Raw genomic sequence first — 22,466 nt, 5'->3', positions numbered from 1 at the left:
GGGACGTACGGAGGACGTACGGACGTGGAAGAAGCGCTCGAAGGGGAGCAGCATCATGGCCACCAAGCCGCCGACCGGTGACCCGGTCCAGGACGCCCCGCAGGTCGAAGCGGCCCCGCACGCCGCCGCGGGCCTGCCCGCCGTCGCCCACTCCCTGCGCATCGCCCAGCAGCAGATGGGGGTGCGCCGCACCGCGCAGACCCTCCTCAAGGTCAACCAGAAGGACGGCTTCGACTGCCCCGGCTGCGCGTGGCCCGAGGACGACAAGCGGCACACCGCCGAGTTCTGCGAGAACGGCGCCAAGGCCGTCGCCGAGGAGGCGACCCTGCGCCGCGTCACCCCCGCCTTCTTCGCCGCCCACCCGCTGCCCGACCTCGCCGAACGCAGTGGCTACTGGCTGGGCCAGCAGGGCAGGATCACCCACCCCGTCTACCTCCCCGAAGGCGCCGACCGGTACGAGGCGGTGACCTGGGAGCGGGCGTTCGCGATCATCGCCGAAGAACTGACCGCCCTCGGCTCCCCCGACGAGGCCCTCTTCTACACCTCCGGCCGCACCAGCAACGAGGCCGCGTTCCTGCTCCAGCTCTTCGCCCGCGAGTTCGGCACCAACAACCTGCCCGACTGCTCCAACATGTGCCACGAGTCGTCCGGCTCGGCACTCACCGAGACCATCGGCGTCGGCAAGGGCAGCGTCTCCCTGGAGGACCTCCACCAGGCCGACCTGATCATCGTCGCCGGGCAGAACCCCGGCACGAACCACCCCCGGATGCTGTCCGCCCTGGAGAAGGCCAAGAACTCCGGCGCGAAGATCATCTCGGTGAACCCGCTGCCCGAGGCCGGCATGGAACGGTTCAAGAACCCCCAGACCCCGCACGGCATGATCAAGGGCACCCCGCTCAACGACCTCTTCCTGCAGATCCGCATCGGCGGCGACCAGGCCCTCTTCCGCCTCCTCAACAAACTGATCCTCGCCACCGAGGACGCCGTCGACACCGCGTTCGTCACCGAGCACACCCACGGCTTCGAAGAATTCGCCAGGGCCGCCGAAGCAGCCGACTGGGACGAGACCCTCACCGCGACCGGTCTCACCCGCACCGAGATCAAGCAGGCCCTCGCCCTCGTCCTCGCGTCGAAGCGCACCATCGTCTGCTGGGCGATGGGCCTCACCCAGCACAAGCACTCCGTGCCCACCATCCGCGAAGTCGTCAACTTCCTCCTCCTGCGCGGCAACATCGGCCGCCCCGGCGCCGGAGTCTGCCCGGTCCGCGGCCACTCCAACGTCCAGGGCGACCGCACCATGGGCATCTTCGAACGCCCCGCACCCGCCTTCCTCGACGCCCTCGACAAGGAATTCGGCATCACCTCGCCCCGCCGCCACGGATACGACGTCGTGCGCTCCATCCAGGCCCTGCGCGACGGCGAGGCCAAGGTCTTCTTCGCCATGGGCGGCAACTTCGTCGCCGCCACCCCCGACACCGCCGTCACCGAGGCCGCGATGCGCCGCGCCCGCCTCACCGTCCACGTCTCGACCAAGCTCAACCGCTCCCACGCCGTCACCGGGACCCGCGCCCTGATCCTGCCCACGCTCGGCCGCACCGACAAGGACGTCCAGGCCGGCGGCAAGCAGTTCGTCACCGTCGAGGACTCCATGGGCATGGTCCACGCCTCACGCGGCAACCTCACCCCCGCGAGCCCCCACCTGCTCTCCGAACCCGCCATCGTCGCCCGCCTCGCCCGCGCCGTCCTCGGCACCGGCTCCCGTACCGACTGGGAAGCCTTCGAGCGCGACTACGCCACGATCCGCGACCGCATCTCCCGCGTCGTCCCCGGCTTCGAGGACTTCAACACCCGCGCCGCCCGCCCCGGCGGCTTCACGCTCCCCCACGCCCCCCGCGACCAACGCCGCTTCCCCACCGCCACCGGCCGCGCCAACTTCACCGCCGCCCCCGTGGAGTACCCCGAACTCCCCGACGGCAGGCTCCTGTTGCAGACACTGCGCTCCCACGACCAGTACAACACCACCGTCTACGGCCTCGACGACCGCTACCGGGGCATCAAGGGCGGCCGCCGCATCGTCATGGTCAACCCCGAGGACGCCGCAGCCCTCGGCCTCGCCGACGGCGCGTACACCGACCTCGTCAGCGAGTGGAAGGACGGAGTCGAACGCCGCGCGGACGGCTTCCGCGTCGTCCACTACCCCACCGCCCGGGGCTGCGCCGCCGCCTACTACCCGGAGACCAACGTCCTGGTCCCCCTGGACTCCACCGCGGACACCAGCAACACCCCCGCCAGCAAGTCGGTCGTCATCCGCTTCCAGAACACCCGCTGACACCACCCGGCCCAGCCCCCACAACCCCCTAAGCGTCCGCTCACCCGTCTGATAAGAACGGTGCAGACAGCAAGGACCCAGCACAGACGATCGGAGCCGGACCACATGGGCGAGCACACCACCCCCCACTTCCCCCAGGAAGTCATCGACGAATACGCCGCACTCGGCGTCGACCTGCCCGCCCTCTTCTCCGCCGGCCACCTCGGCGAACGCATGGGCGTGACCATCCTCGAAGCCTCCGCCGACCGCGTCGTCGGCACCATGCCCGTCGAGGGAAACACCCAGCCCTACGGCCTCCTGCACGGAGGCGCCTCCGCCGTCCTCGCCGAAACCCTCGGCTCCATCGGCTCCATGCTCCACGGCGGAGCCTCCAAGCTCGCGGTCGGCGTCGACCTCAACTGCACCCACCACCGAGGCGTCCGCAACGGCCTCGTCACCGGCGTCGCCACCCCCGTACACCAAGGCCGCTCCACCGCCACCTACGACATCGTCATCACCGACGAACACGACAAGCGCGTCTGCACCGCACGACTCACCTGCCTGCTCCGCGACGCCCCCCGCCCCGAAGCCAACTGACACCCCGCCAACTCCGCCCCCCGCAACACGCCGACCCCACCTGCCCGGCCGGAATCGCACCCCCCGCGAACCGGCCGGGCAGCGCCATACCCCCACCGGACAACGGACGTTGACCACCACACTCGGTCAACACCCTTGACGCCACCCCGCGTTCCATGAGGCACTCAGCAGCCACATCAACCCCGACCGCCCCGCGGACCCGACCACCGATGTCACGCTGCGTAACATTCAGGCTCTGCGGAAACCAGCCGCGCACCCCGGCCCACAACACCCCGGAACACCGCGCCGCACCCACCGCGCCCACCGCGCCCCCACCCCCGCGTCAGCACCAAGATCACCCCAAGCCCCTTAGCAGAGCTGCGCGTTCTCACCATGCGGTCCTTTCGCAGTCCAGGCGAAACCCCCACATGTCCTCACAGGAACCTCAAGCCTTGCTCAAGGGCATAACAAGAGAGTCACATCCACCGCCGACCAGTCCCGGTGGCCCCCAGCTGCGCTTAGAGTCACCGCCAGTCACCGCGCCGCCGGGCGCGTCTGCTGCACGGCCCTGTACCAACCCAGTACGGCCCGGCGATCGACACGGCACCTCAGCAGAGGAGGCCGCGCCAGGGAAAGGACCTTTCGTGCGACACCGTTCCTCGCTCATACTCACCGCAGTGCTCACCACCGGAGCACTCACCCTCACCGCCTGCGGTTCGCGCGACGACAGCAAGAGCAGCAGCGACGGCGGCGGCAACCAGACGGTCGTCATCGGCCTCGACGCCCCCCTCACCGGCGACCTGTCCGCCCTCGGCCTCGGCATCAAGAACTCCGCCGAACTCGCCGTCGACACAGCCAACAAGGAAAAAACCGTCCCCGGCGTCACCTTCAAGCTCCAGGCCCTCGACGACCAGGCCCAGCCCTCCGTCGGCCAGCAGAACGCCGTCAAGCTCATCGACACCAAAGAGGTCCTCGGCGTCGTCGGCCCGCTGAACTCCGGCGTCGCCCAGTCGATGCAGAAGCCCCTCAACGACGCCAAACTGACCCAGGTCTCCCCCGCCAACACCGGCACCGAACTGACCCAGGGCAACAACTGGAAGGCCGGCGACAAGAAGCGCCCCTACGCCTCCTACTTCCGCACCTCCACCACAGACCAGATCCAGGGCGCCTTCGCGGCCACATACCTCTTCGAAACCGCGAAGATCAAGGACGTCTACCTCATCGACGACCAGAAGCCCTACGGCGCCGGACTCGCCGCCTCCTTCAAGGCGAAGTTCACCGAACTCGGCGGCAAGATCGTCGGCACCGACCACGTGAACCCCGAAGACCGCGACTTCAACTCCGTCGCCACCAAGGTCAAGTCCTCCGGCGCCAAGGCCGTCTACTACGGCGGCGAATACCCCGCCGGCGCCCCCCTGAGCCAGCAGATCAAGGACAACATCAAGATCCCCTTCATGGGCGGCGACGGCATGTACAGCGCCGACTTCATCAAGCTCAACAAAAAGGCCGAAGGCGACATCGCCACCTCCGTCGGCAAGCCCGTCGAAGAACTCGAATCCGCCAAGAAGTTCATCGCGGACTACAAGACCGCCGGCTACAAGGACGCCTACGAGGCATACGGCGGCGGCACCTACGACGCCACCTGGTCCATCATCGAGGCCGTGAAGATCGTCGCCGCCGAGAACGACGGCAAGATCCCCTCCGAAGCCCGCCCCAAGGTCCTCGCCGCCATGGACAAGGTCGAGTTCGACGGCGTCACCGGCCCCGTCTCCTTCGACGAATTCGGCGACACCACCAACACCCTGATGACCGCCTACCAGGTCACCGGCGGCAAGTGGGTCTCCAAGACCAGCGGCACGGTCAAGTAACACCCACCGGACCCACCACACCAAACAACCAGACCGCGCGGGAGCGCTACGAGCCCTCCCGCGCGGTGCCATATCCGAACCACTCCACGGAGGCCCTGCGGTGAACGAACTGCCGCAACAGCTGGCCAACGGACTCATCCTCGGCGCGATGTACGGTCTCATCGCGATCGGCTACACGATGGTCTACGGAATCATCCAGCTCATCAACTTCGCGCACGGCGAGATCTTCATGATCGGGGGCTTCGGAGCCCTCACGGTCTACATCTGGCTTCCGTCCGGATTCTCCCTCATAGCCGCGATACCCCTCATGATCGTCGGCGGCGTCATCTCCGCCGTCGCCATCAGCATGGCCGCCGAACGCTTCGCCTACCGACCCCTGCGCGGCGGCCCACGCCTGGCACCACTCATCACCGCCATCGGGCTCTCCCTCGCCCTCCAGCAAGCGGTATGGATGTGGTACCCCGACGCCACCAAGGACCGCTCCTTCCCCCAGTTCGAAGGCGAATCCTTCGACATCCTCGGCGCCACCATCCAGCGCGGCGACATCTTCGTCCTCATCTCCGCGCCCCTGTGCATGCTCGCCCTCGGCTTCTTCGTCTCCAAGACCCGAGCCGGCCGCGGCATGCAGGCCACCTCCCAGGACCCCGACACCGCCAAGCTCATGGGCATCAACACCGACCGCATCATCGTCATGGCCTTCGCCATCGGCGCCGCGTTCGCCGCCGTCGCCGCCGTCGCCTACGGGCTCAAAAACGGCCAGATCGGCTTCCGCATGGGCTTCATCATGGGCCTCAAAGCATTCACCGCAGCCGTCCTCGGCGGCATCGGCAACATCTACGGCGCCATGCTCGGCGGCATCGTCCTCGGCGTCGCCGAAGCACTCGCCACCGGCTACATGAGCGAAGTCCCCGGCATGGAACTCTTCGGCGGCGGCGCCTGGAAGGACGTATGGGCCTTCGCCCTCCTCATCATCGTCCTCCTCGTACGCCCCCAGGGCCTGCTCGGCGAACGCGTCGCGGATCGGGCGTGATGAACATGACGATCAACACCACCGAAACCACCCCCGTCATCCCCATCCCCCCCGCAGCCGCCCGCGCGGCCACCACCACCGGCGCGGCCCTCACCCTCGCCTCCACCTTCCTCGCCTGGACCTACACCGACGCCTTCCCCGGCGACCTCACCGTCTACGGATACCCCGGCGGCCTCCAGGTCCTCACCCTCATCGGCGCAGCACTCACACTGCTCCTCGCCACCGCCGGCTACGGCATCCGCGGACTCGGCTGGCTCAACCCCGCCCAGACCGACAACGCCACCTTCCTCGCCGCCCTCGGCGCATTCACCACCACCTGGTTCACCACCAGCGCCATCGCCGTCGAACTCGGCGGACTGGCCAACCTCGAACCCGGCGGCTTCGTCGCCATGGCGGCCTCCCTCCTCACCCTGCTCGCCTCCCTCGGCCTGCCGCTCGACCGCCACACCAAAGAATCACTGCCCGCGTTCAGCTGGCCCACCTTCATCGGCCTCACCATCGTCACCGGGCTCCTCACCTACCCCCTCTGGCGCTACATCCGCCTCGGCTCCAGCCCACGCGAGATCCGACGCCCCAAAGAACTCCCCAACTGGGCCGAAATCCTCATCATCGCCGGAGCCTTCGGCATCGCCCTCCACGTCTTCACGTACGGCATCGACACCGAATACGCCCAACTCTTCATCGGCTACATCATCAGCGTCGCGTTCGGCTTCACCGCCCTCACCCGAGCCGGACTCATCTCCCGCATCACCCGGCTCACCACGAAGCACCGCAACGTCACCCTCACCGCCGCACTCATCGCAGCGTTCTGCTTCCCCTTCACCCAGCAGAACGAGCAATACGCACTCATCGGCGCGAACATCCTCATCTTCGCGACCGTCGCACTCGGCCTCAACGTCGTCGTCGGCCTCGCCGGACTCCTCGACCTCGGCTACGTCGCCTTCCTCGGCGTCGGCGCCTACGCCGCCGCCCTGGTCTCCGGCTCCCCCCTCTCCCCCGTCGGCGTCCAATTCCCCTTCTGGGCCGCCGTCCTCACCGGCGCCGCCGCATCACTCGTCTTCGGCGTCGTCATCGGCGCCCCCACCCTGCGACTGCGCGGCGACTACCTCGCCATCGTCACCCTCGGATTCGGAGAAATCTTCCGGCTCACCGTCAACGCCCTCAACGGCGTCAGCGGACCCGACCTCACCAACGGCTCCCAGGGCATCCCCAGCATCCCCGACCTCAACATCCTCGGCTACGACTTCGGCGTCAGCCACGACATCGCCGGATTCACCCTCGGCAGGTCGGCCAACTACTACCTCCTCATGCTCGTCTTCACCGCCGCCGTCGTCCTCGTCTTCCGACGCTCCGGAGAATCCCGCATCGGCCGCGCCTGGGTCGCCATCCGCGAAGACGAAACCGCAGCCACCGCCATGGGCATCAACGCCTTCCGGCTCAAACTGCTCGCCTTCGCCCTCGGCGCAACCCTCGCCGGACTCGCCGGCACCGTCCAGGCCCACGTCTCCTACACCGTGACGCCCGAGCAGTACCAGTTCGCCGGCTCCGTACCCCCCAACTCCGCCTTCCTCCTCGCCGCCGTCATCCTCGGCGGCATGGGAACCCTCAGCGGACCCCTCGTCGGCGCCGCACTGCTCTACCTCATCCCGGCCAAACTGCAGTTCATGCAGGACTACCAGCTCTTCCTCTTCGGCATCGCACTCATCCTCCTGATGCGCTTCCGCCCCGAAGGGCTCGTCGCCGACCGCAGGAAGCAGCTCGAATTCCACGAGACCGGCCAACTCGACACCCCACCGGACACCCCACTCACCGACCAGGCCGCCGGCACCACGAAGGCGGGGGCGTGAACACATGACCACCGAAACCACCACCCCGGCCACCACCGTCCTCGAAGCCAGCGGCGTCACCATGCGCTTCGGCGGACTCACCGCCGTCAAAAGCGTCGACCTCACCGTCAACAGCGGCGAGATCGTCGGCCTCATCGGCCCCAACGGCGCCGGCAAGACCACCTTCTTCAACTGCCTCACCGGCCTCTACATCCCCACCGAAGGCAAGGTCAGCTACCAAGGCACCGTCCTGCCGCCCAAACCCCACCTCGTCACCAAGGCCGGCATCGCCCGCACCTTCCAGAACATCCGCCTCTTCGCCAACATGACCGTCCTGGAAAACGTCCTCGTCGGACGCCACACCCGGACCAAGGAGGGCCTCTGGTCAGCCCTCCTGCGCCTCCCCGGCTACCACAAGGCAGAAGACGCCAGCCGCGAACGCGCCATGGAACTCCTGGAGTTCATCGGCCTCCAGAACAAGGCCGACCACCTCGCCCGCAACCTCCCCTACGGCGACCAGCGCAAGCTCGAAATCGCCCGCGCCCTGGCCAGCGACCCCGGACTCCTCCTCCTCGACGAGCCCACCGCCGGCATGAACCCCCAGGAAACCCGCGTCACCGAAGAACTCATCTTCGCCATCCGGGACCAAGGCATCGCCGTCCTCGTCATCGAGCACGACATGCGGTTCATCTTCAACCTCTGCGACCGCGTCGCCTGCCTCGTCCAGGGCGAGAAACTCGTCGAAGGCACCCCCAGCGACGTACAGGCCGACGAACGCGTCGTCGCCGCCTACCTCGGCACCCCCTTCGAAGGCGCCCCCGGCGCCGAAGAAGCCGCCGAGGTCGCAGCAGCCGAAGCGGAAGCCGCCGCACCCACCGAGACAGCCACCACCGGGACACCAGCCACCACCGGCACGACCACCGGCACGGCCGAGAACACCACGCCCGACACCACCGGCACCGACGAGGAGGGCACCCGATGACCGCACTGCTAGAGGTCGAAGACCTCCGGGTCGCCTACGGCAAGATCGAAGCCGTCAAGGGAATCTCCTTCAGCGTCGACGCCGGCCAGGTCGTCACCCTCATCGGCACCAACGGCGCGGGCAAGACCACCACCCTGCGCACCCTCTCCGGACTGCTCAAGCCGCTCGCCGGCCGCATCCTCTTCGAGGGCAAACCCCTGGCCAACATCCCCGCCCACAAGATCGTCGCCCTGGGCATCGCCCACTCCCCCGAGGGACGCCACATCTTCCCCCGGCTGACGATCACCGAGAACCTCCTCCTCGGCGCCTACCTCCGCACCGACAAAGCAGGCATCGAGAAGGACGTCCAGCGCGCCTACGACCTCTTCCCCATCCTCGGGGAACGCCGGAAACAGGCCGCGGGCACCCTCTCGGGCGGCGAACAGCAGATGCTCGCCATGGGACGCGCCCTGATGTCCCAGCCCAAACTGCTCATGCTCGACGAGCCCTCGATGGGACTCTCCCCGATCATGATGCAGAAGATCATGGAGACCATCGTCGAGCTCAAGGCGGCGGGCACCACGATCCTGCTCGTCGAGCAGAACGCCCAGGCCGCCCTCTCCCTCGCGGACCAGGGCCACGTCATGGAGGTCGGCAAGATCGTCCTCTCCGGCGCGGGCTCGGACCTGCTCCACGACGAGTCGGTCCGCAAGGCATACCTCGGCGAGGACTGACGCTCCCGCCGTACGCGAGAGGCCCGCACCCCGGACGACTTCCGGGGTGCGGGCCTCTCGCGTACGCCGTGGCGCGTACGCGACTACTCGGCCGACTTCTTCTTCTCCTCGGCGTCCTCGATCAGCGCCTCCGCCAGCTGCTGCATCGACATCCGGCGGTCCATCGACGTCTTCTGGATCCACCGGAACGCGGCCGGCTCGGAGAGCCCGTAATCCGTCTGGAGGATGCTCTTGGCCCGGTCCACCAGCTTCCGGGTCTCCAGCCGCTGCGAGAGGTCCGCGATCTCGCTCTCCAGCGCCTTCAGCTCCGCGAACCGGGAGACGGCCATCTCGATGGCCGGCACCACGTCGCTCTTGCTGAACGGCTTCACCAGATACGCCATCGCCCCGGCGTCCCGGGCCCGCTCAACGAGGTCGCGCTGCGAGAACGCGGTGAGCATCAGAACCGGGGCGATGGACTCCTCGGCGATCTTCTCGGCGGCGGAGATGCCGTCGAGAACCGGCATCTTCACATCCAGGATCACCAGGTCCGGCTTGTGCTCCCGGGCCAGCTCGACGGCCTGTTGCCCGTCGCCCGCCTCGCCGACGACGGAGTAGCCCTCCTCCTCCAGCATCTCCTTGAGGTCGAGGCGGATGAGGGCCTCGTCCTCGGCGATGACGACGCGGGTCGTCAGCGGCGGGACGTGCGACTTGTCGTCGTCGACGGCGTCTACGGGCTGGGGCGACTCGGGGGTGGTCACGGGGCTCCTTGTTAGGACAGGGGTGCAGCTCCCAAGAGCCTACCTAGTTACGGTATGTTTGAGGCACGGAGGGTCCTCGGTATCCTTCGTTTCGAAGGGGCCCCGGTAGCCCAGCGGCAGAGGCGATGGATTCAAAACCCATACAGCGTCGGTTCGAATCCGACTCGGGGCACTTCTCCTTGGTTTCCAAGGCCGAGTGACAATTCGACGATCTTCACCCTTGCCGGTGAACGCACCTTCGATCCGGGCGCACTTCTTCGAGAGTCGCGGAAACTACGCTGCATGGAGCAGCACAACCCCTCGATACGTGACGAAGCGCTCGCGCTGTTGCGGAGCGGAACCACCAATCGAGCAGTGGCAGAACATCTCAACGTGCCGCGCGGAACCGTCGGCTGGTGGCTGCATGAGGACCGCAAGCGACGCGGAGTACAGTACGAACGGCCCACCGACTGCCCCGTATGCACAGGCCGACAGGTTGATCGCGCCGCCTACGCCTACTTACTGGGGCTGTACCTGGGCGACGGCCACATCACGTCGAAGCCCAAGCAACATCATCTGTCGATCTTCTGCGACGCCGTCTGGCCGGGCGTGATCGACGAGGTGGAATCGGCCATGGGCGCGGTCATGCCCATGCCGCGCACCGGTCGGCGGCAGCGAAACAACTGCGTCGAAGTGAAGTCGTACAGCACACACTGGACCTGCGCCTTTCCGCAGCACGGGCCGGGGAAGAAGCACGAGCGGCCGATCGTTCTCCACGCGTGGCAACAGGAGATCGTCGGCGCCCACCCCCGGCACTTCATCCGGGGCCTCATCCACTCCGACGGATGTCGGAACATGAACTGGACGACCCGACTCGTCAAGGGCGAACAAAAGCGCTACGAGTACCCGCGGTACTTCTTCACCAATGCCTCCGACGACATCCGCCGTCTTTACACCGAAACCCTCGACGCGCTCGGCATCGTATGGACCCACTGCACCCGCGTGGGCAAGCCCTACAACATCTCCGTAGCCCGACGGGCATCCGTCGCCCTCATGGATGCGCACGTCGGGCCGAAATACTGAGCCGCCCTACTTCGGGCTGTCGTCCTCGCCGATGTGGTGGACGCGGACCAGGTTCGTGGAGCCCGCGACGCCGGGCGGGGAGCCGGCGGTGATGACCACGATGTCGCCCTTCTCGCACCGGCCGATGCGCAGCAGCTCCTCGTCGACCTGGGCGACCATCGCGTCGGTGGAGTCGACGTGCGGGCCGAGGAAGGTCTCGACGCCCCAGGTGAGGTTGAGCTGGGCGCGGGTGGCTTCGTCGGGGGTGAAGGCGAGGAGCGGGATGGGCGAGCGGTAGCGGGAGAGGCGCTTGACCGTGTCGCCGGTCTGGGTGAAGGCGACGAGGAACTTCGCGCCGAGGAAGTCGCCCATCTCGGCGGCGGCCCTTGCGACGGCGCCGCCCTGGGTGCGGGGCTTGTTGCGCTCGGTGAGGGGCGGGAGGCCCTTGGCGAGGAGGTCTTCCTCGGCGGCCTCGACGATGCGGGACATGGTGCGCACGGTCTCGACGGGGTATTTGCCGACGCTGGTCTCGCCGGAGAGCATGACGGCGTCGGTGCCGTCGATGATGGCGTTGGCGACGTCGGAGGCTTCGGCGCGGGTGGGGCGGGAGTTGTCGATCATCGAGTCGAGCATCTGGGTGGCGACGATGACCGGTTTGGCGTTGCGGCGGGCGAGTTTGATGGCGCGCTTCTGGACGATGGGGACTTGTTCGAGGGGCATTTCGACGCCGAGGTCGCCGCGGGCGACCATGATGCCGTCGAAGGCGGCGACGATGTCGTCGATGTTGTCGACGGCCTGGGGTTTTTCGACCTTGGCGATGACGGGGAGGCGGCGGTTCTCCTCGTCCATGATGCGGTGGACGTCGTCGATGTCGCGTCCGGTGCGGACGAAGGACAGGGCGATGATGTCGGCGCCGGTGCGCAGGGCCCAGCGGAGGTCGTCGATGTCCTTTTCGGAGAGGGCGGGGACGGAGACGGCGACGCCGGGGAGGTTGAGTCCTTTGTTGTCGGAGACCATGCCGCCTTCGATGACGGTGGTGTGGACGCGGGGGCCGTCGACGGCGGTGACTTCGAGGGTGACGCGGCCGTCGTCGACGAGGATGCGTTCGCCGGGGGTGACGTCGGCGGCGAGGCCGTCGTAGGTGGTGCCGCAGATGTCGCCGGTGCCTTGGCCTTCGAGGGGTTCGACGGTGATGGTGAAGGTGTCGCCGCGTTCAAGGAGTACGGGGCCTTCGCGGAAGCGTCCGAGGCGGATCTTCGGGCCTTGAAGGTCGGCGAGGATGCCGACGTTGCGGCCGGTTGCTTCGGATGCCTTGCGGATGTGGTGGTAGCGCTGTTCGTGTTCGGCGTAGGTGCCGTGGCTGAGGTTGAAGCGGGCGATGTCCATTCCGGCTTCGATGAGGGCTTTGATCTGGTCGTATGTGTCGGTTGCGGGTCCCAGGGTACAAACGATTTTTGCTCGGCGCATGGTTCGAGACTAATCCTTACCTACGGGTAGGTATTTGGCTCTGCGTGACACCTCAACAACCTTTGGGTGAAGGGTTATTGACAAGTGTTGAATTGTGCGGCGGGTCGCTCTGATGAGCGTTTATCCGAGGTCGGGCGGGACGAGTGTGAAGGAGGCTTCGACCTGGGCGTCGACGGTCTGGCGTACGGGTTCGAGGTCGACGGGTGCGGCGTCGGGGGCGGCTTCCGTGCCGGCGGCGGCGAAGGGCACGGCGTGGGTGGAGAAGGCGGCGCGGGCGCTGCGGGGGCCCATGTGGGTGCCGGTGTCGCTGAGTTCGAGGAGGGCGTCGAGGCGGGTGTTGAGGGCTTCGGCGTATTCGCGGGCGCGTTGGAGTGCTGCTTGGACGGCTCCGCGGCGGGCGGCGGCGTGGTGGGGGGAGGTGGGGCGTAGTGCCCACCAGGGGCCGTCGATGCGGGTGAGGTCGTGGTCGGCGAGGCGGGCGACGAGTTCGCCGAGTGCGGTGAAGTCGTTGAGGGTTGCGGTGAGTTGGATGCTGGCGTGGTAGGCGCGGATGCGTTCGGCGCGGCCGTGGCGGGTGAGTTCGGGTCGGATGGCGAGGGTGCCGGTTTCCAGTTTTTCGATGGCGTCGCCGTAGGTCTTGATGAGGTCGAGGGTGGTGGTGTTGCGGTGGGTGAGGCCGTCGAGGGTGGTGCGTCGGTCGGTGCCGCGGGCGGTGAGGGTGATGGTGATGTGGGCGATTTCAGGGTCGGCTTCGAGGTGGGCTTCGCCTCGGACAGTGAGGTGGGGGGTGGTGGGGGTGCCGTAGGGGTGGTGGTTCGCGGGGGCGGGTGTGGGGGTTTCGGTCATGTGTTCACTGTGGCACGGGGGGTGGCGGCTCGTGGTGTGTGTCGTGCGGTCATCGGATCGAAACCTGTGGGGGGTGTTGTGGGGGGTGGGGGCCGGGCCAGAATCTACGCGCGTTGCCCTACTGAACGAGGAGTGAAGAGATGCCGTTGGACCGTAGGACGTTTCTGGGTGGTTCGGCCGCTGCCGGTGCGGGTGTGGCGATGGCGGGCGGTGCGGTGGTGGGTTCGGCCGGTGCCGCGGTGGCGAAGGGGCACGGTCACGGGCGTCCGGCGAAGCGGTACTCGTTCACGGTGATGGGGACGACCGATCTGCACGGGAACGTCTTCAACTGGGACTACTTCACGGACAGGGAGTACGACGACTCCGCGCACAATGACGTCGGTCTGGCGAAGATCTCGACGTTGGTGGACCGGGTGCGCCGGGAGAAGGGCCGCCGGAACACGCTGCTGATCGACGCGGGTGACACGATCCAGGGCACACAGTTGTCGTACTACTACGCGAAGGTCGATCCGATCACGGCCCGTCGTGGTCCGGTGCATCCGATGGCGCGGGCGATGAACGCGATCGGTTACGACGCGGCTGCGCTCGGGAATCACGAGTTCAATTACGGCATTCCGGTGCTGCGGAAATTCGAGGAGCAGTGCGACTTTCCGTTGCTCGGGGCGAATGCGCTGGATGCGAAGACGTTGCGGCCGGCGTTCGCCCCGTATGTCATCAAGCGGATGCGCACGCCGTACGGGCGTGATGTGCGGGTGGCGGTGCTGGGGTTGACGAATCCTGGTGTCGCGATCTGGGACAAGGCGCATGTGGGCGGGAGGATGGTGTTCCCGGGTCTGGAGGAGCAGGCGGCGAAGTGGGTGCCGAAGCTGCGGTCGATGGGTGCGGACGTGGTGCTGGTGTCGGCGCATTCGGGTTCGTCGGGGACGTCGTCGTGGGGGGATCAGTTGCCGTATGTGGAGAACGCGGCGGCGCTGGTGGCGGAGCGGGTGCCGGGGATCGACGCGATTCTGGTGGGGCACGCGCATGTGGAGATCGCCGAGCGTTTCGTGACGAACGAGGAGACGGGGAAGCGGGTCGTGCTCTCGGAGCCGGCGAAGTGGGGGCAGCGGCTGACGCTGTTCGATTTTGATCTGGTGTGGGAGAAGGGTCGCTGGACGGTGGAGAGGGCCGGTTCTCGGGTGTTGAACTCCAACACCGTGGCGGAGGACCGGAAGGTGACGTCGTTGTTGCGGTCGGAGCACCGCAAGGTGGTGGAGTACGTCAATCAGGTGATCGGTACGTCGGTGGTGGCGATGTCGACGGCGGCGGCGCCGTGGAAGGACGAGCCGATCATCGATCTGATCAACCAGGTGCAGGCGGAGACGGTGAAGGCGGCCCTGGCGGGTGGGGAGTACGCGGGGTTGCCGGTGTTGTCGCAGGCGTCGTGTTTCTCGCGCACGGCGGGGATTCCGGCCGGTGAGGTGACGATCAAGGATGCGGCGGGGTTGTATCCGTTCGAGAACACGCTGGAGGCGCGGCTGCTCACGGGTGCGCAGTTGAAGGAGTATCTGGAGTATTCGGCGCGGTATTTCGTGCGGACGCCTGCGGGTGGTCCGGTGGACACGGCGAAGTTGACGAATGCGGACGGGATTCCGGATTACAACTATGACGCGGTGTCGGGGGTGAGTTACGACATCGACATCGCGCGGCCGGTGGGTTCGCGGATCGTCGGGTTGTCCTTCGGGGGGAGGGCGATCGGTCCGGCGGCGCGGTTCGTGTTCGCGGTGAACAACTACCGGGCGAGCGGTGGGGGGAACTTTCCGCATGTGCCGGGTGCGCGGCAGGTGTGGGCGGATTCGGACGAGATCCGGAACACGATCATCGGGTGGGTGCGGGTGAAGGGGTCGGTGGATCCGGCGGAGTTCGCTTCGGCGGGGTGGCGGTTGACGCGTGATGGGGTGCCGGTTTTCCCGTAGCGCTGTGTGCGGTGTGCTGGTCGTTCGGCCCGGGTCTCCTTCGGTGGGGGGCCCGGGCCGTTCGTTGTGCGGGGGCTCAGCAGGTTTGGCTCAGGGGGATGAGGGCGGGGGTCTGGGCGGGGATCGTGGGGGGTTGGGGGGCGAGGCCGAAGGTGGTGAAGGCGGTGCGTTCGGGGAGGGGGTAGGGGGTGGCGCCGGTGAGGTTGTTGAGGATGGTGGCGCTGCGCCAGGCGGCGAGTCCGAGGTCGGGGGCGCCGACTCCGTGGGTGTGGCGTTCGGCGTTCTGCACGTAGACGTGTCCGGTGACGGCGCGGTCGAGGACGAGGCGGTACTGGTCGTCGATGCGGGGGCGGTGGGAGGCGTCGCGGCTGAGGTAGGGGCCGAGGCCGCCGAGGACGGCGTCGAGGGGGCGTTCGCGGTAGCCGGTGGCGAGGATGACGGCGTCGGTGGTGAGGCGGGTGCGGGTGCCTTGCTGGGTGTGTTCGAGGTGGAGTTCGACGCGGGTGTTGGCGACGCGTCCTGCGGTGCGGACGTGGACGCCGGGGGTGAGGGTGGCGTCGGGCCAGCCGCCGTGGAGGGTGCGGCGGTAGAGCTCGTCGTGGATGGCGGCGATGGTGTCGGCGTCGATGCCTTTGTGGAGTTGCCATTGGCGGGGGACGAGTTCGTCGCGGGCGGTTTCGGGGAGGGCGTGGAAGTAGCGGCTGTAGTCGGGGGTGAAGTGTTCGAGGCCGAGTTTGGAGTACTCCATGGGGGCGAATGCCTGGGTGCGGGCGAGCCAGTGGATCTTTTCGGCGCCTTCGGGGCGGGCGCGCAGGAGGTCGAGGAAGATCTCGGCTCCGGACTGGCCGGATCCGATGACGGTGATGTGTTCGGCGGCGAGGAGCCGTTCGCGGTGGCGGAGGTAGTCGGCGGAGTGGAGTACGGGGACGGCTTCGGCTTCGGCGAGGGGTTTGAGGGGTTCGGGGACGAAGGGTTCGGTGCCGATGCCGAGGGCGATGTGGCGGGTGTAGGTGCGGCCGAGGGCTTCGGCTTCGCCGTCGTGGTCGAGTTGGGTGAAGTCGACTTCGAAGAGGGCGCGGTCGGTGTTCCAGCGGACGGCGTCGACCTGGTGGCCGAAGTGGAGGCCGGGGAGTTGCTCGCTGACCCAGCGGCAGTAGGCGTCGTATTCGGCTCGTTGGATGTGGAAGCGCTCGGCGAAGTAGAAGGGGAAGAGGCGGTCGCGGGTGCGGAGGTAGTTGAGGAAGCTCCAGGGGCTGGTGGGGTCGGCGAGGGTGACGAGGTCGGCGAGGAAGGGGACTTGGAGGCTGGCGCCGTCGAGGAGGAGGCCGGGGTGCCAGTGGAAGGCGGGGCGTTGTTCGTAGAAGGTCGCGGCGAGGGGGCGGGGGTCGTGGGGGGTGGCGGGGATGCTGTGGGCGAGTGCGGCGAGGGAGAGGTTGAAGGGTCCGATGCCGATGCCGACGAGGTCGTGTGGCTGGTCGGGGGCGGGGGCGGGCCGGTCGGTCATCGCGGGGTGGCGCCTTCCGTGGGGTGGGTGGTCGAGGGGGTGGTGGGTGGGTGGGTGAGGAGGTCGGCGGTGGTGCCGGTGACGAGGTCCAGGAGTGCTTGGAGGTCCTCGGGGGTGGTGTGGGGGTTGAGGAGGGTTGCCTTGAGCCAGAGTCGGCCTTCGGCGTGGGCGCGGCCGAGGACGGCATGGCCGCGTTGGAGGAGGGTGCGGCGGACGGTGGCGACGGTGTGGTCGTCGGTTGCGGTGGGGCGGAAGAGGACGGTGCTGATGGTGGGGCGGTCGTAGAGGTCGAGGGTGGGGGTCTTGGTGATGAGGTCGGCGAGGTGGTGGGCGGTGGCGAGGGTGCGGTCGAGGAGGTCGGCGAGTCCGGTGCGGCCGAGGGCCTGGAGGGTGACGGCGATCTTGAGGGCGTCGGGGCGGCGGGTGGTGCGCAGGGAGCGGCCGAGGAGGTCGGGGAGGCCGGCTTCGGTGTCGTCGTCGGCGTTGAGGTAGGGGGCGTGGTGGTGGAGGGGGGTGAGGTGGTGGCGTTCAGGTACGGCGAGGAGGCCGGCGGAGGCGGGTTGCCAGCCGAGTTTGTGCAGGTCGAGGGTGACGCTGTGGGCGCGGTGGAGGCCGTGGAGGAGGGTGCGGTGGGTGGGGCTGAAGAGGAGGGGTCCGCCGTAGGCGGCGTCGATGTGGAGTTCGGCGCCGTGGGTGGTGCAGAGGTCGGCGATGGTGTCGAGGGGGTCGATGTCGCCGGTGTCGGTGGTTCCGGCGGTGGCGACGACGAGGAGGGGTCGGTGGAGTTCGGTGAGGGCTTGGTCGAGGGCGGCGGGGTCGAGGGTGCCGGTGGGGGCGGGTACGACGACGGGTTCGGGGAGGCCGAGGAGCCAGGCGGCGCGGGCGATGCTGTGGTGGGCGTTGGCTCCGCAGATGGTCTGTACGGGGCCGTGGCGTTCGCGGGCGAGGAGGAGGGCGAGTTGGTTGGCTTCGGTGCCGCCGGTGGTGATGACGGCGTCGGGTGAGGGGGTGTTCGGGTAGATCTCGGTGGCGAGTGCGTGGGTGAGGTCGGCTTCGAGGGTGGAGGCGGCCGGGGCCTGGTCCCAGGAGTCCATGGAGGGGTTGAGGGCGCTGGCGGCGAGGTCGGCGGCGGCTGCGAGGGCGAGGGGTGGGGTGTGGAGGTGGGCGGCGCAGTGGGGGTGGGCGGGGTCGGCGGCGCCGGCGGCGAGGGTGGTGACGAGGTTGCGGAGGGCGTGGTGGGGGCCGGTGCCGTGGTCGGGGATGAGGGGGTGGGTGGCGGTGCGGGTGCGGGAGGTGACGGTGGCGGGTCCGCCGGTGGGGAGGGGGCCGTCGCGGAGGGTGGCGCCGTTGTGGAGTGCGGTGAGGACGGTGTCGATGAGGGGGCGCAGTGCTGCGGGGCCTGCGGTGCCTCCGGCGAGGGGTGGGGTGGGCATGGGTGGGGGGTCCTTCGGGTGTGCGGGGTGGGTGTGCCGGCTGGTCCCGGGTTTGGGGTGGCGCGGCCGAAGGGCCCAACGATTCGGGCTCGAAAGGGGTACTGGCGGTCGGTGTGGCCGGGTTTGGGGGGCGGTGGGTTCTTAGAGGTGTGCGGGGGTCGTACTGGTGTGCACGCCTGTGGGGGTGGGTCGGGTGTGTGGCGGGGGCCGGCTTCTGTTTCTTTACGCACTGAGTGAATTGCAGTTTTCGGCAATTCACTACATGCTGTACGGGCCGTTCCGTCGCTGTGCGCGCGGCCCCCGCCTGGCTCTCCGGCCCGTGGCGGTGGTTTTCCCGGCCGGGGAGCCTGTCCGATGATCACGCCGCCCGACACGTTGCCGTACCGGCATGCGCTGACGCTGCCCGCGGTGGGTTCGGCGGTGCGCGTGGCCCGGGAGACCGCCGAGCAGGTGCTGGCGGAGTGGGGGGCGGGGGCGCGGGAGACGGGCCGGGACGCGGCGTTGCTGATCCTCAGCGAGCTGGTGGCCAACAGTGTGCGTCATGCGGCGGTGCTCTCGCCGAACGTGACGGTGGTGTTCGCGGGCGGGCCGGGCACGTTCGCGTTCGGTGTGCACGACCGTCACCCGTACCGGCCGGCTCTGTTCGCGTCCGCCGGGACGGCTCCCGGGCGGGGCCTGGCCACCGTGATGGAGCTGACTCACGGTCTGGGAGGCAGCGCGGTGGTGCGGGGCGACGTCGACGAGGGCGGCAAGAGCGTCTGGATCACCCTTCCGATGCGGCTCGGCGGCCGCTGAGCGGTGGGCCGGGTGTTTGGGGGGCGGTTGCCGTCCGCCCCGGTTCATCTCCGGGGTGCGAAGGCGCGAGGATGGCCTCATGGAGAAGAGTTCAGGTCGACTGTGGTGCGGCGGGTTCCCGCCGTACGGAACGGGGCCCCGCAGGTGAGTACGCCGCTGTACCGGTTGAAGGCGGAGTTCTTCAAGACGCTGGGGCACCCGGTCCGGATCAGGGTGCTGGAACTGCTCAGTGAACGCGAGCACGCGGTCTCGGAGATGCTGAACGAGGTGGGGGTCGAGGCCGCCCATCTCTCGCAACAGCTGGCCGTGCTGCGCCGCGCCGGTCTGGTGACGGCCCGGCGGGAGGGTTCGGCCGTCCGCTACACGCTGGCCGATCCGGGCGTGGCGGAGCTGCTGCGGGTGGCGCGGACGATCCTGACCGGGGTGCTGGCGGGCCAGGCGGAGCTGCTCGCCGATCTGCGGGCGGCGGGCGGCTCCGCCGACGGCGGTGCGGAGGGTGCTCCGGACGGGGACGACGGCCTCGTCGGCGGCTGATCCTTCTCGGTCGCGGGCCGCGTTCCTCCTCGGCCGCGGGGCGGGGGCCTGGTGTCCGCCCCGCGGCCGTGCGGGATCAGCCGGCCGTGGCGGCGGCCGTCCGTACGGCGAGGGCGCGGCGGAGGTCGTCGAGCTGGTCGACGAGCTTGCGGCGGAGGGCGGGGACGAGGTCGGGGTCCTCCAGGGCGCGGGTGCCGGTGGTGAGGCTCTCGGGGTCGATGGCGTAGGCGGGGAAGGCGTGGCGTCCGGCGGCCTCGGCGATGGCGGGGCCGCGGCGGGCGGCGAGTGCGGTGGCTTCCGGGTAGAAGCGGGGCACGTACGGGGCGAGGAGTTCTTCCTGGCCGGGCTGCCAGAAGCCCTGGGCGGTGGCGGTGAAGAGGTAGTTGGACAGGGTGTCGTCGGTGAAGAGGGCGTCCCAGGCGGCGGCCTTGGCCTCGGGGGTGGGCAGGGCGGCGCGGCAGCGGGCGGCGCCTTCGCGGCCGGTGGCGCTGGGGTCGGCTTCGAGCGCGCCGGCGATGGCGGTCTCGTCGGTGGCGCCGAGGACGGCGAGCCGGGTGAGGATGCGCCAGCGCAGCTCGGGGTCGAGTTCGGGGCCGCCGTGGACGGTGCCTTCGTCGAGCCAGCTGCGCAGGGTGTCGGGCTGGGTGGCGGCGTCGATGAAGTGGCGTACGGCGGTGAGGCGCAGGCCGGGGTGGGAGCCGTCCTCGGTGCGGCGGATGAGGTCGCGGCAGAGGTCGGCGAGGGTGGCGAGGGCGGCGGGGCGGTCCTCGGGGGCGACGTAGCGAGCGGCGATCTGCCCGGCGGCGAAGGTGAGGACGCCCTGGACGAGGGCGAGGTCGCTCTCGTGGGGGAGGTGGGTACGGGCGGTCGCGAGGTAGGTGGCGGGGTTCAGGTCGCCGTCGCGGACCATGTCGCGCGCGGTGTTCCAGACGACGGCCCGGGTGAGTGCGTCGGGGATGCCGGAGAGGCTGGTGAGGACGGTGTCCCAGGAGGTGGCGTCGAGGCGGACCTTGGCGTAGGTGAGGTCGCCGTCGTTGAGGACGACGAGGGCGGGCCGGTGGCCGGGGCGGATCGTGGGCGTCCCGTCGCCGGGTACGTCGATCTCGAAGCGGTCGCGCAGGGCGAGGTGGCCGGGGCCGGCCTGGGTGTTGAGGGCGTGGTCGTAGGCGCCGACGGTGATGCGGTGGGGGCGGGAGCCGTCGCGGGTGACGGCGAGGGCCCAGGACTGGCCGTTCCTGACGGGTCCGGCGCCCCGGGCGGGTTCGGGCGTCCCGGCGGGCTCGGTCTGCCGGGGGGTTTCGATCTCGGCGGTGAGGGTGTCGATGCCGGTGGTGCGCAGCCACTGCTCGGCCCAGGCGTGGACGTCACGGTCGGTCGCGGAGGCGAGGTTGTCGATGAAGTCGGCGAGGGTGGCGTTGGCGAACTTGTGGCGGGCGAAGTGGGTGTTGATGCCGGCCAGGAAGTCCTTCTCGCCGAGCCAGGCGACGAGTTGGCGCAGTGCGGAGGCGCCCTTGGCGTAGCTGATGCCGTCGAAGTTGAGGAGGGCGGAGGCGGTGTCGGGGACGGCGTCGGGGTCGGGGGCGACGGGGTGGGTGGAGGGGCGCTGGTCGGCGTCGTACCCCCACCCCTTGCGGGCGACTCCGAAGTCGACCCAGGTGTCGGGGAAGGGGGCCTTCCCCGCGGAGACGGAGCCGAGGGCTCGGGGAAGGGTCGCTTCGGTGAGGGTCTGGTAGCCCATGTACTCGGCGAAGGACTCGTTCAGCCAGATGTCGTCCCACCAGGTCAGGGTGGTGAGGTCGCCGAACCACATGTGGGCCATCTCGTGGGCGATGACCATGGCGCGGGTCTGGCGCTCGGTGTCGGTGACGGCGGAGCGGTAGACGAACTCGTCGCGGAAGGTGACGAGTCCGGGGTTCTCCATGGCACCGGCGTTGAACTCGGGGACGAACGCCTGGTCGTAGGAGTCGAACGGGTAGGGCTCGTCGAACTTCTCGTGGTAGCGGTCGTAGCAGGCGCGGGTGATGTCGAGGATCTCGTCGGCGTCGGCGTCGAGGTAGGGCGCGAGGGAGCGGCGGCAGTGGATGCCGAAGGGCAGTCCGGCGTGCTCGGTGGTGACCGAGTGCCAGGGGCCTGCGGCGACCGCGACGAGGTAGGTGGAGATGAGGGGCGTGGGGGCGATGGTCCAGCGTCCCCGGCCGGTGTGTTCGGCGACGCCGTTGCCGAGGACGGTCCAGCCTTCGGGAGCGGTGACGTCGATGGCGAAGACGGACTTGAGGTCGGGCTGGTCGAAGGCGGCGAAGACGCGTTGGACGTCGTCCAGGAACAGCTGGGTGTAGACGTAGGTCTCGCCGTCGGTGGGGTCGGTGAAGCGGTGCATGCCCTCGCCGGTGCGGGAGTAGTGCATCGCGGCGTCGATGTGCAGTTCGTGGGGGCCCTCGCCGAGTCCGGTGAGGGGGTAGCGGTTGCCGTCGAGGAGGGCGGGGTCCAGGGGTCGTCCGTCGAGGCTGATCGAGCGCAGGGTGGCGGGCCTGACCTCGACGAAGGTGTCCCCGGCCGCGCGGTTGGTGAACCGGATGGCGGTGCGGGAGTCGAAGGTCTCCTCGCCGGTGGTGAGGTCGAGGGCGATCGTGTACCGCTCCACGTCGAGGATCTGGGCTCGGGTCTGCGCTTCGTCGCGCGTCAGTACGGACATGGCCCCATGCTGCCGTACGGGGGACGGCGGGCGCAGGGGGGTTCTCCCTGGGCGGACGGGCCTCTGGAGGGGCCGCCGGACGCCGGACGCCGGCCGGGCCCGGTCGGGGGAGCCGTCGGCGGTCCCGAGGGGGTGCCCGTGGCCCGGTCCCCGCGG

The 22,466-nt window shown here is 69.0% G+C and carries 17 protein-coding genes and 1 tRNA gene; 12 read left to right on the top strand and 6 right to left on the bottom strand.

Going from position 1 to position 22,466, the window contains the following annotated elements; all coding sequences use genetic code 11:
- The first annotated feature begins 55 nt into the window (after nt 1-55).
- The 7 genes from ACIQMU_RS14260 to ACIQMU_RS14230 all read left to right on the top strand — a co-directional run bounded on the left by ACIQMU_RS14260 (nt 56) and on the right by ACIQMU_RS14230 (nt 9,303).
- Nucleotides 56-2,329: an FdhF/YdeP family oxidoreductase gene (locus ACIQMU_RS14260; RefSeq protein WP_402688933.1), complete on the top strand. Its 2,274-nt coding sequence runs from the start codon at nt 56-58 to the stop codon at nt 2,327-2,329.
- Between the two features lie 105 nt (nt 2,330-2,434).
- A complete protein-coding gene (locus ACIQMU_RS14255; protein ID WP_352241149.1) occupies nt 2,435-2,905 on the top strand; it encodes a hotdog fold thioesterase in 471 nt (156 codons plus the stop codon).
- A 623-nt stretch (nt 2,906-3,528) separates the two neighbouring features.
- Nucleotides 3,529-4,752, top strand: coding sequence for a branched-chain amino acid ABC transporter substrate-binding protein (locus ACIQMU_RS14250; RefSeq protein WP_402688932.1), 1,224 nt, complete (start codon nt 3,529-3,531; stop codon nt 4,750-4,752).
- Between the two features lie 100 nt (nt 4,753-4,852).
- The gene (locus ACIQMU_RS14245) at nt 4,853-5,782 is read left to right on the top strand and encodes a branched-chain amino acid ABC transporter permease (protein WP_352241147.1); all 930 of its coding nucleotides are present in this window, start codon (nt 4,853-4,855) and stop codon (nt 5,780-5,782) included.
- A gap of 5 nt (nt 5,783-5,787) precedes the next feature.
- Nucleotides 5,788-7,629: a branched-chain amino acid ABC transporter permease gene (locus ACIQMU_RS14240; protein ID WP_352241211.1), complete on the top strand. Its 1,842-nt coding sequence runs from the start codon at nt 5,788-5,790 to the stop codon at nt 7,627-7,629.
- A gap of 4 nt (nt 7,630-7,633) precedes the next feature.
- Nucleotides 7,634-8,590: an ABC transporter ATP-binding protein gene (locus ACIQMU_RS14235; RefSeq protein ID WP_352241146.1), complete on the top strand. Its 957-nt coding sequence runs from the start codon at nt 7,634-7,636 to the stop codon at nt 8,588-8,590.
- Entirely contained in the window at nt 8,587-9,303 is a 717-nt protein-coding gene (locus tag ACIQMU_RS14230) for an ABC transporter ATP-binding protein (RefSeq protein WP_352241145.1), read from the top strand. The genes ACIQMU_RS14235 and ACIQMU_RS14230 overlap by 4 nt, the downstream gene beginning before the upstream one ends.
- 83 nt (nt 9,304-9,386) lie before the next feature.
- Here ACIQMU_RS14230 and ACIQMU_RS14225 read toward each other — a convergent pair whose 3' ends face one another.
- Nucleotides 9,387-10,043, bottom strand: coding sequence for an ANTAR domain-containing response regulator (locus tag ACIQMU_RS14225; RefSeq protein ID WP_003969810.1), 657 nt, complete (start codon nt 10,041-10,043; stop codon nt 9,387-9,389).
- 99 nt (nt 10,044-10,142) lie between these two features.
- On the opposite strand from ACIQMU_RS14225, the gene ACIQMU_RS14220 reads away from it, so the two are divergent.
- Together ACIQMU_RS14220 and ACIQMU_RS14215 are read left to right on the top strand one after the other, a co-directional pair.
- Nucleotides 10,143-10,215 (top strand) — tRNA-Leu (locus tag ACIQMU_RS14220).
- 110 nt (nt 10,216-10,325) lie between these two features.
- A complete protein-coding gene (locus ACIQMU_RS14215; RefSeq protein ID WP_352241144.1) occupies nt 10,326-11,105 on the top strand; it encodes a helix-turn-helix domain-containing protein in 780 nt (259 codons plus the stop codon).
- Nucleotides 11,106-11,111: 6 nt separating this feature from the next.
- Here ACIQMU_RS14215 and pyk read toward each other — a convergent pair whose 3' ends face one another.
- Both pyk and ACIQMU_RS14205 read right to left on the bottom strand, forming a co-directional pair.
- The gene (gene pyk, locus ACIQMU_RS14210) at nt 11,112-12,551 is read right to left on the bottom strand and encodes a pyruvate kinase (protein ID WP_402688931.1); all 1,440 of its coding nucleotides are present in this window, start codon (nt 12,549-12,551) and stop codon (nt 11,112-11,114) included.
- A 120-nt stretch (nt 12,552-12,671) separates the two neighbouring features.
- Entirely contained in the window at nt 12,672-13,397 is a 726-nt protein-coding gene (locus ACIQMU_RS14205) for an SIMPL domain-containing protein (protein WP_402688930.1), read from the bottom strand.
- Nucleotides 13,398-13,537: 140 nt separating this feature from the next.
- Here ACIQMU_RS14205 and ACIQMU_RS14200 point away from each other — a divergent pair, with 140 nt between their 5' ends.
- Nucleotides 13,538-15,352, top strand: coding sequence for a bifunctional metallophosphatase/5'-nucleotidase (locus ACIQMU_RS14200; RefSeq protein WP_402688929.1), 1,815 nt, complete (start codon nt 13,538-13,540; stop codon nt 15,350-15,352).
- Nucleotides 15,353-15,428: 76 nt separating this feature from the next.
- Here ACIQMU_RS14200 and ACIQMU_RS14195 read toward each other — a convergent pair whose 3' ends face one another.
- Nucleotides 15,429-16,856, bottom strand: a complete 1,428-nt coding sequence (locus ACIQMU_RS14195; RefSeq protein WP_402688928.1) for a lysine N(6)-hydroxylase/L-ornithine N(5)-oxygenase family protein — start codon at nt 16,854-16,856, stop codon at nt 15,429-15,431.
- Entirely contained in the window at nt 16,853-18,289 is a 1,437-nt protein-coding gene (locus tag ACIQMU_RS14190; RefSeq protein ID WP_402688927.1) for a pyridoxal phosphate-dependent decarboxylase family protein, read from the bottom strand. The genes ACIQMU_RS14195 and ACIQMU_RS14190 overlap by 4 nt, the downstream gene beginning before the upstream one ends.
- A 354-nt stretch (nt 18,290-18,643) precedes the next feature.
- On the opposite strand from ACIQMU_RS14190, the gene ACIQMU_RS14185 reads away from it, so the two are divergent.
- Complete coding sequence (locus tag ACIQMU_RS14185; protein ID WP_352241138.1) at nt 18,644-19,084, top strand: ATP-binding protein; 441 nt, start codon at nt 18,644-18,646, stop codon at nt 19,082-19,084.
- A 144-nt stretch (nt 19,085-19,228) separates the two neighbouring features.
- On the top strand, nt 19,229-19,618 hold the full coding sequence (locus tag ACIQMU_RS14180; protein ID WP_352241137.1) for a metalloregulator ArsR/SmtB family transcription factor: 390 nt from the start codon (nt 19,229-19,231) through the stop codon (nt 19,616-19,618).
- A 76-nt stretch (nt 19,619-19,694) separates the two neighbouring features.
- On the opposite strand, the gene pepN is transcribed toward ACIQMU_RS14180, so the two are convergent.
- Nucleotides 19,695-22,310 (bottom strand): aminopeptidase N, encoded by a 2,616-nt coding sequence (gene pepN / locus ACIQMU_RS14175; RefSeq protein WP_402688926.1) that lies wholly within the window; start codon nt 22,308-22,310, stop codon nt 19,695-19,697.
- Between the last annotated feature and the right edge of the window lie 156 nt (nt 22,311-22,466).

Source organism: Streptomyces sp. NPDC091649 (genome assembly GCF_044756785.1).
Lineage (GTDB): Bacteria > Actinomycetota > Actinomycetes > Streptomycetales > Streptomycetaceae > Streptomyces.
This window is presented reverse-complemented; position numbering and strand designations above follow the sequence as displayed.

What these genes read in the sequence shown, in the direction of transcription:
- ACIQMU_RS14260 (WP_402688933.1), top strand. Translation starts at nt 56, where the DNA reads ATGGCCACCAAGCCGCCGACCGGTGACCCGGTCCAGGACGCCCCGCAG.
- ACIQMU_RS14255 (WP_352241149.1), top strand. Translation starts at nt 2,435, where the DNA reads ATGGGCGAGCACACCACCCCCCACTTCCCCCAGGAAGTCATCGACGAA.
- ACIQMU_RS14240 (WP_352241211.1), top strand. Translation starts at nt 5,788, where the DNA reads ATGACGATCAACACCACCGAAACCACCCCCGTCATCCCCATCCCCCCC.
- ACIQMU_RS14235 (WP_352241146.1), top strand. Translation starts at nt 7,634, where the DNA reads ATGACCACCGAAACCACCACCCCGGCCACCACCGTCCTCGAAGCCAGC.
- ACIQMU_RS14230 (WP_352241145.1), top strand. Translation starts at nt 8,587, where the DNA reads ATGACCGCACTGCTAGAGGTCGAAGACCTCCGGGTCGCCTACGGCAAG.
- ACIQMU_RS14215 (WP_352241144.1), top strand. Translation starts at nt 10,326, where the DNA reads ATGGAGCAGCACAACCCCTCGATACGTGACGAAGCGCTCGCGCTGTTG.
- pyk (WP_402688931.1), bottom strand. Translation starts at nt 12,551, where the DNA reads ATGCGCCGAGCAAAAATCGTTTGTACCCTGGGACCCGCAACCGACACA.
- ACIQMU_RS14205 (WP_402688930.1), bottom strand. Translation starts at nt 13,397, where the DNA reads ATGACCGAAACCCCCACACCCGCCCCCGCGAACCACCACCCCTACGGC.
- ACIQMU_RS14200 (WP_402688929.1), top strand. Translation starts at nt 13,538, where the DNA reads ATGCCGTTGGACCGTAGGACGTTTCTGGGTGGTTCGGCCGCTGCCGGT.
- ACIQMU_RS14195 (WP_402688928.1), bottom strand. Translation starts at nt 16,856, where the DNA reads ATGACCGACCGGCCCGCCCCCGCCCCCGACCAGCCACACGACCTCGTC.
- ACIQMU_RS14190 (WP_402688927.1), bottom strand. Translation starts at nt 18,289, where the DNA reads ATGCCCACCCCACCCCTCGCCGGAGGCACCGCAGGCCCCGCAGCACTG.
- ACIQMU_RS14185 (WP_352241138.1), top strand. Translation starts at nt 18,644, where the DNA reads ATGATCACGCCGCCCGACACGTTGCCGTACCGGCATGCGCTGACGCTG.
- pepN (WP_402688926.1), bottom strand. Translation starts at nt 22,310, where the DNA reads ATGTCCGTACTGACGCGCGACGAAGCGCAGACCCGAGCCCAGATCCTC.